The sequence below is a fragment of the Methylorubrum podarium genome, assembly GCF_022179745.1.
GTDB lineage: Bacteria > Pseudomonadota > Alphaproteobacteria > Rhizobiales > Beijerinckiaceae > Methylobacterium > Methylobacterium podarium.
The window spans coordinates 1-1,220 of the sequence record NZ_BPRD01000640.1; the positions used below are offsets into that span (position 1 = coordinate 1).

Annotated in this window: 2 protein-coding genes; both read right to left on the reverse strand. The window is 72.5% G+C overall.

The features are described 5' to 3' along the window. Positions 1 to 138: 138 nt before the first annotated feature. The gene (locus MFF42_RS25115) at positions 139 to 1,038 is read right to left on the reverse strand and encodes an STM4011 family radical SAM protein (RefSeq protein WP_238258698.1); all 900 of its coding nucleotides are present in this window, start codon (positions 1,036 to 1,038) and stop codon (positions 139 to 141) included. A 2-nt stretch (positions 1,039 to 1,040) separates the two neighbouring features. Beyond that, the coding region (locus tag MFF42_RS25120) for a hypothetical protein (protein WP_238258700.1) at positions 1,041 to 1,220 on the reverse strand (180 nt) is incomplete at its 5' end.

Genomic DNA, 1,220 nt, shown 5'->3' on the forward strand with positions numbered 1-1,220 from the left:
TCCCGGTTCCTGTGTCGCCCCACGGGGAGCGACACAGGAACCGGGAGCCCTTCGTATGGGGAGTGACGCTTGCCCCGGGGTGGCGGTGGTGGGGTCTGGATCGAACCCATCAGCCTTGAAACCGTCAGGGAAGCGCGCCTACCGAACGCGCTCGACGATGGGCACCGCATCGTGGCGGGCCGGCGGCAGCGCCCGCTCCAGAAGCCCCGCGCCGAACATCTCGCGGAAGCCGAGATGCGGCATGTGGGCGTAGCCGATATGGCAGCGGCACTGGGCGAGCGGGCAGGGTCGCGGCGTGAGGGCGGCGTCGAAATCCGGGTCGTAGAGATTGCCGATCCGTGCCGCGACGACGTGGCAGCGGCGGACCTCGCCGTCGCCGTCGACGCTCACCACGCTCTCCCCCGTGGCGCAGGCCCGGCCGCGGCTGCGGATCCCCGTGCGGTTGATGTCGAACAGCGGATCGACGGCGCGCAGGGCGGCGAGGTCGTCCGGCCGGTAATAGTTCGGCCCCTCGTCCCGGTAGGCGTTCACCCAGAGGTAGATCGCGGGCGGCAGGGCGCGGCGGAGGGCGGCGAGCGCCGGAAGATGCTCCCGCTTGCCCACGATCCCGACGCTGTAGCTGATGCCGCGGGCGTCGAGTTCGGCGCAGCGGGCGAGAAAGCGGTCGAGCGGCGTCTCGCCGGGATGGAAGGTGCACCAGAAGGCGACGCGGAGGGGGTCGCACGCGTCGAGCCACGTAATCGGCCAGGACAGGTTGGTCTGCGCGGCGACGCGGCGGACATGCGGCATCCGGCTGAGCCGCGCCATCGCCGCCCGGTAGGCCGGCCGGATCAGCGCCTCGCCCCAGGGCGTGAACAGGATGCCCAGACTGCGCCGTGTCTGGCCTTCGGCCCAGTCCACGAAGCGGGCGAGCTGCGCCGCGTCGCGCCGTAGGGTCTCGCGGCTGTCCCGGCGCTTGGCGAAGGGACAGTACGGGCAGGCGTAATTGCAGCTCGCGAGCGGCCCCCGGTAGAGGATGTCGAGAGGGGCGGGCACCATCGTCAGCGCAGCGCGTAGGTGCGCATTCGCTCGCGCACGCCCGCCGTCTGGAGCCAGGGGCCGATCGCGTCGGAACGCTCCAGGCCCGCCTCGGTCAGGGCGAGGCGGTCCGCGTCGAGGCGGGCGAGCCCCGCCTCGGCAAGATCGGCGAGGTCCGGCAGATCGTCGAGGAGCGGCGTGCC